The 5766-nt window shown below is 66.7% G+C and carries 3 protein-coding genes; 1 reads left to right on the top strand and 2 read right to left on the bottom strand.

Going from position 1 to position 5766, the window contains the following annotated elements; all coding sequences use genetic code 11:
- Window positions 1–63 precede the first annotated feature (63 nt).
- Together DBR34_RS17310 and mqo are read right to left on the bottom strand one after the other, a co-directional pair.
- Entirely contained in the window at window positions 64–2265 is a 2202-nt protein-coding gene (locus DBR34_RS17310; RefSeq protein WP_128097703.1) for a TonB-dependent siderophore receptor, read from the bottom strand.
- Window positions 2266–2656: 391 nt separating this feature from the next.
- Window positions 2657–4348 carry a malate dehydrogenase (quinone) gene (gene mqo / locus DBR34_RS17305; RefSeq protein WP_128097702.1) on the bottom strand — a complete coding sequence of 564 codons (1692 nt, stop codon included), beginning with the start codon at window positions 4346–4348 and terminating at the stop codon, window positions 2657–2659.
- A gap of 207 nt (window positions 4349–4555) precedes the next feature.
- Here mqo and DBR34_RS21875 point away from each other — a divergent pair, with 207 nt between their 5' ends.
- Entirely contained in the window at window positions 4556–5674 is a 1119-nt protein-coding gene (locus DBR34_RS21875) for a PAAR domain-containing protein (protein ID WP_219928330.1), read from the top strand.
- Window positions 5675–5766: the final 92 nt, after the last annotated feature.

Raw genomic sequence — 5766 nt, 5'->3', positions numbered from 1 at the left:
GTGCCGGGCTCTGCCCGGCCGCTGTCATGCAGCCGGGCAGAGCCCGGCGCTACGCGCGTGGTCTCAGAACGTCCAGCGCAGGCTGGCCGCCACGAAGCGCGGTTCGCCGTAGTTGTTGTAGTCCAGGTTGGCCCAGTAGGTCTTGTCCAGCGCGTTGCGCACGCTCAGCGTGGCCGTCCAGTTGTCGGTGATGCGGTAGTTGGCGTTGAACTGCACCAGCGCATACGCCGGCTGGTTCACCGTGACCGTGCCGCCCAGCGGGTAGGGAATGTTGTAGCCCTGCACCTTGCTCTGCCACTGCACGCCGCCGCCCACGCTCAGGCGCGACAGCGCACCGCGCAGCTGCACCTGCGTGTTGAGCTGCAGCAGGTCTTCGGCCGGGTTGGCGTACAGCTGGTCGGTGGCGGCGCGGGTCACCTTGACGTGGGTGAAGCCGGCATTGACCGTCCAGCCCGGCAGGATCTCGCCGTTGATGTCCACTTCCCAGCCGCGCGCCTTGGTGCCGTTGACGCCGATGTAGGCCGAGCTGCCGTCGCTCAGGGAGCCGTCGGGCACGCTCATGTCGCGCATCGCGTAGTTGTCCTGCTTGGCTTCGAACACCGCCGCGTTGGCGGTCAGGCGGCCATCGAACCACTGGCTCTTGATGCCCGCTTCCAGGTTGGAGCCCTGCACCGGCGCCAGCAGATTCTCGTTTTTGTCCTTGTAGTTCTGCGGGTTGAAGATTTCGGTGTAGCTGCCGTATACCGAGAACTGCGGGGTGATGTCATACACCAGGCCCACGTACGGCGTCACTTCGTCCTTCACCTTGTAGGCACCGCTGGTGGCGGTGTACGCGCCGGCCACGTTGTAGGCGCGGGTCAGCGTCTCCCAGCGGCTCAGGCGCGCGCCGGCGATCAGCGACAGCGGATCGGCCAGGCGCAGGCGGGTGGCCAGGTACACGCCGCTCTGCCGGGTGCGCGCTACGCGGCGCGCGCCGGTACGCGTGTAGGTCACTTCGGAAATGTCGCCATCCCACGTACGGATGTTGGGGATGTAGTAGCAGCGCTCGGTGCCGCAGCGCGCCCAGTCGGTGGGGTAGTTCAGGGCGAGGGTGTTGGTGGTGCTCTCCAGGTCGGACCACTGCCCGCCCAGGGTCACGTCATGCTCGCGCCCGAACAGATCGAAGGTACCGCTCAGGTAGGCATCCACATTGCGCCGGGTGTCTTCCGAATCACCGGCGGCGGTGCGCAGGTAGATGCCCGCGCCGGTGGCCGGGTCCGGGTAGCCGGTGCCGTACAGGCGCACGTTCTGCACGTTGCCGCGGGTGTAGGCGGTGTTGACTTTGAGCAGCCAGTTTTCGCCGAAATGCTGTTCCAGGTTGGCGAACACGGTGCTGGTTTCGCGCTGCCAGTAGCTCCACTTCGGGGCCACGTTGGTCGAGCGCGGCAGGTGCGCGAAGTTGCCCTGGCTGTCGAAGAACGGCACGGTGCCCCAGGTCGAGCCGACCGGGTTGTTGTCCTGGGTCTGGTAGCCCACGGTCAGGGTGGTGCTGTCGGTGAGATCACCTTCCAGCACGGCCATGCCGGCCATCTTGTTTTCCTTGTAGCGGTCGTAATAGAAATCACGATCGGTGTAGGCGGCGACCACGCGGCTGCGGAAGCGGCCGTCGGCGGTCAGCGGCGCGGTCACGTCCGCTTCCATGCGCTGGTAGTCCCAGCTGCCGGCGCTGACCGAGACGGAGGCATCGAACGTCTTGCCCGGGCGCTTGCGCAGCAGGTTGACCGTGGCCGAGGGCACGCCGGCACCGCTGAGCAGGCCGTTGGCGCCGCGGATCACTTCCACGCTGTCGTAGAAGGCGGTGTCGTATTCCTGGTTGGTCGAGCCGCTGTAGGTGGGAATGCCATCCACCTGGAAATCGGTGATGGCAAAGCCGCGCGCGTAGTACAGCGGGCGCTGGGTGTCGTAGAAGGACACGCTGACGCCGGTGACGTTGCGCATCACGTCGTTGAGGCTGAACAGCGATTCGTCCTGCAGCCGCTGCAGGCCGATCACGCTGGACGACTGCGGGGTTTCCTGCAGGCTGATCGGCAGGCGCGTGGTGCTGGACGGCGCGGCGCGCTCGCCCAGCACGCTGACCTTGTCCAGCGTCTTGGCGTCGCTGGCGTCGCTGGCGTCGGCGGCAGTGTCGGCCTGGGCCAGGGGCGAGGCCAGCGACAGCACGGAAAGCAGGGCCAGGCCCAGCGGGGCACGGCGGGGGGAGCGGGGCGAAAGATCGCGGAAGGACATGCGCAGGTCTCGAATCGGTCTCGGGAGGGGGAACAGCGGGCAGCAGGCACAGCAGGCCGGCGCCACTGGCGCCAGGCGGTAGATCCATCTGAGGGGGTGACGCCCCGACCGTGGGTCGGTGCCGTTGCAGCCGTGGGTGGTGAGCAGGGCCTGGCGGCCGTCCGTGGATTCCGGCCAGGCCCGCGCCGGCAGCGCAGGGGTGCGTAAATGTAAAGCGTTCTCATTCGCTTTACAATTCCTGAATGCGCCCCACGTGCGCGACGATGTGCGCCTGGCCTGACGATTCCGGGCCCGTCCACCATCGCCGTGCAGGGCAACGGGCAAAAAAAATCCGGCCCACGCGGGGCCGGATCAGGTGTTCACTCCGCGGCCGGGGCCGCAGGCCGCAGGCTTACAGCGCCTGCAGTTCCTCGTTGGCGTTGCGCGTCTTCTGCGCCGGCTTGGCGGCCGGCGGCGGGGTCAGCATCACGGCCGGCGAGGTTTCCACCGGCACGTCCAGGTACGGCAGCTTCAGCGTGTCGCTGGTCTGGCGGCGGATCTCGTTGGTCAGCGCCGCACTCTCGTTGAGCTTGCGCCCATAGGACGGCACGATCTGCTGCAGGCGCGCTTCCCAGCCGGCGGCCATCTGCTGCGGGAAGGCCTTCTTCAGCAGGTCCAGCATGATCGGCGGCGAGGTCGACGCACCCGGCGAGGCACCCAACAGCGCGGCCAGGGTGTGGTCCTTGTCGGTCACGATCTCGGTGCCGAACTGCAGCACCGGCCCCTTCTCCGGATCGCGCTTGATGATCTGCACGCGCTGGCCGGCGGTGACCAGCTTCCAGTCCTCGCGCTTGGCGTTGGGGAAGTACTTCACCAGTTCTGCCTGGCGGTCGGCGTCGTTCAGGCGCGCCTGGCCCATCAGGTACTTCACCAGGTCCAGGTTTTCCGCGCCCACGTCCAGCATGCCGGCCACGTTGTTGTGGTTCACCGACGAATACAGGTCGAACCACGAGCCGTGCTTGAGGAACTTGGTGCTGTACAGCGCGAACGGACCGAACAGCACCACCGGCTTGCCGTCCAGCTTGCGCGCATCCAGGTGCGGCACCGACATCGGCGGCGAGCCGGTTTCGGCCATGCCGTAGGCCTTCACCGTGTGGCGCCCGGCAATGGCCGGGTTCTGGAAGGCCAGGAACTGGCCACCCACCGGGAAGCCGGCGTAATTCTTCGCTTCGGGAATGCCCGACAGCTGCAGCAGCTTCAGCGCGGCACCGCCGGCACCGATGAACACAAAGCGCGACTTGATCGTGGACTCGGTGCCGGACGTAAGGTCCTTCACGGTCACGTTCCAGGTCTTGTCATCGTTCTGGCGCAGCGCGCCCACTTCGTGCTTCAGGTGCAGCTGGAAATTCGGGCTGCGCTGCAGGCCGGCGGTGAGCTGGCGGGTGATCACGCCGAAGTTGACGTCGGTGCCCAGCGGCATCCAGGTGGCGGCCACCTTCTGCTTCGGGTCGCGGCCTTCCATCAGCAGCGGCGCCCACTGCCTGATCTGCGCGGCGTCTTCGGAGTACTGCATGCCGTAGAACAGCGGGTTCTTCACCAGCGCCTGCTGGCGCTTGTGCAGGTAGGCGATGTTGTCGTCGCCCCAGACGAAGCTCATGTGCGGGGTCGGGTTGATGAAGTCCGACGGCTGGCTGAGTCGGCCGGCCTTCACCTGGTGCGACCAGAACTGGCGCGAGATCTCGAACTGCTCGGCGATGCCCACCGCGCGCTTGGTCTCGATGCTGCCGTCGGGCAGTTCCGGGGTGTAGTTCAGCTCGGCGAAGGCCGAATGGCCGGTGCCGGCGTTGTTCCAGCCGTCCGAGCTTTCCAGCGCCACGCCGTCCAGGCGTTCATACACCTGGATGTTCCAGTCCGGCTGCAGCTCCTGCAGGAACGTGGCCAGGGTGATGCTCATGATGCCGCCACCCACCAGCACGACGTCGACCGGCTTGTCGTTGCTGGCGGCCGGAACCGACCGCTGGTGCAGCGGCCAGTACAGGAACACGGCCGCCACCAATAGCAGCAGCACGAACAGGCCGAGGACGACCTTCGCGAGTTTTTTCATGGGAATCTCAAAGGGGGGAGATATGGGGAGGATGCCGCCGATGGCGCGCAAGCCTGTGAAGACGGGCTCAAAGCGGCTTCCTGGGGCGGATTTTAGCCCTTTCCAGTACGGATTTGGTGCAACGCAGCATCCGACGGGCTGCCGGTGCCGGGTGTTGTCCGGTTAAACTGACAAGGCTGAATACGTCGAAACAAAGTTAGGTATGCAATGGCAAGGATGCTGGTCGTGGTCGGTGACCACCTCCATCTGGGCGGTACGGTAGTAGCCGGTTCCCCGTTCACGGACATCGACGGACGCGCCGTCGCCCGGGTCAACGACCCGGTGGTCTGCAAGGTGCATGGCCCCGGGGTGATCGCCAGCGGCGACGCCACCCTCATCATCGACGGCAACCCGGTGGCCCGCCACGGCGACAAGGCCAGCTGCGGCTGTACGCTGCTGGCCGGCCAGCAGGCGATGGTCAGCGTGGATGCCGGTGGCAGCGGGAGCGCCAAGGGCGGCAGCGGCGGCGCCGGCAAGGCAGCGGTGATCGCCGCGGCGGTGTCCCTCGCCGGCGCGGTGCTGAAACAGGCCGCCGCCGCGTCGCCGCCGTCGGCCACCCCGCCGCCGCCGCAGTGCTGGCTGCGCGACCATGAAGCACAGATCGCTGTGGATGCCGATGGCCGCTATTTCGAGACCCTCGACCCGCAGGGCAGCAAGTACGAGGGCCCGTTCCCGGTGTCCTACCACATTGCCGTGCCGGCCAAGTCCGGTGGCGATGTGGTGGTGTCGATCAAGGCACGCGTCACCGCGCTGGCCGGGGTCACGCCCGGCGATGTCACCACGGCCAAACTGCGCATGATGGAAGGGGTGGCCAGCCACTGGAACGGCACGTTCACCCTGGCGGTGAACGACCCGCAGTGCGGCACGCGTTCCTTCCCGATCCGTTACGAGATCCAGTGGGTGGATGCCGGGCAGGATTACACGCTGCTGCTGCACAAGGACTACGATCGCGAAATGGTCGATCCGCCCACGGTTTACGTTGCCACCACCACCGACGGGTGGACCTACGCGCACGAGTTCGCCCACTGCCTTGGCCTGCCCGACGAGTACTCGGAGAACGAAGACGACGCGCCCGATACCGTGCGCTACATGCGCCCGGATGGCAGTGTCGATCCGGCCACGGTGGAGGCGCTGGCGTTCCGCGACAGTACCGATGCGCTGGCCACCATCATGTCCACCTACCATGCCACCCGTACCCACCCCAGGCACGCCTGGAACATCGCTCGCGAAGTGCAGGAACTGCTCCGCCGCGACCTTGGCCGGGAGATAACATGCACCGTTTCCTGATTCCGTTGATTGCCCTGTTTGCCGCCTCACCCACGTTTGCCCAGACCCCGGAACCCGCTCCCATGATCGAACTCCACGCCCGCTGCATCGAC

The sequence above is a fragment of the Stenotrophomonas sp. HMWF003 genome (assembly GCF_003061285.1).
Classification (GTDB): Bacteria; Pseudomonadota; Gammaproteobacteria; order Xanthomonadales; family Xanthomonadaceae; genus Stenotrophomonas; species Stenotrophomonas maltophilia_AP.
Note: the sequence above shows the minus strand (reverse complement) of the source record. Positions and strands in the feature narration are given on the sequence as shown.

Bases quoted from the DNA above. Each gene is read 5' to 3' on its own strand.
- DBR34_RS17310 (WP_128097703.1), bottom strand. From the start codon at position 2,265: ATGTCCTTCCGCGATCTTTCGCCCCGCTCCCCCCGCCGTGCCCCGCTG.
- DBR34_RS21875 (WP_219928330.1), top strand. From the start codon at position 4,556: ATGGCAAGGATGCTGGTCGTGGTCGGTGACCACCTCCATCTGGGCGGT.
- mqo (WP_128097702.1), bottom strand. From the start codon at position 4,348: ATGAAAAAACTCGCGAAGGTCGTCCTCGGCCTGTTCGTGCTGCTGCTA.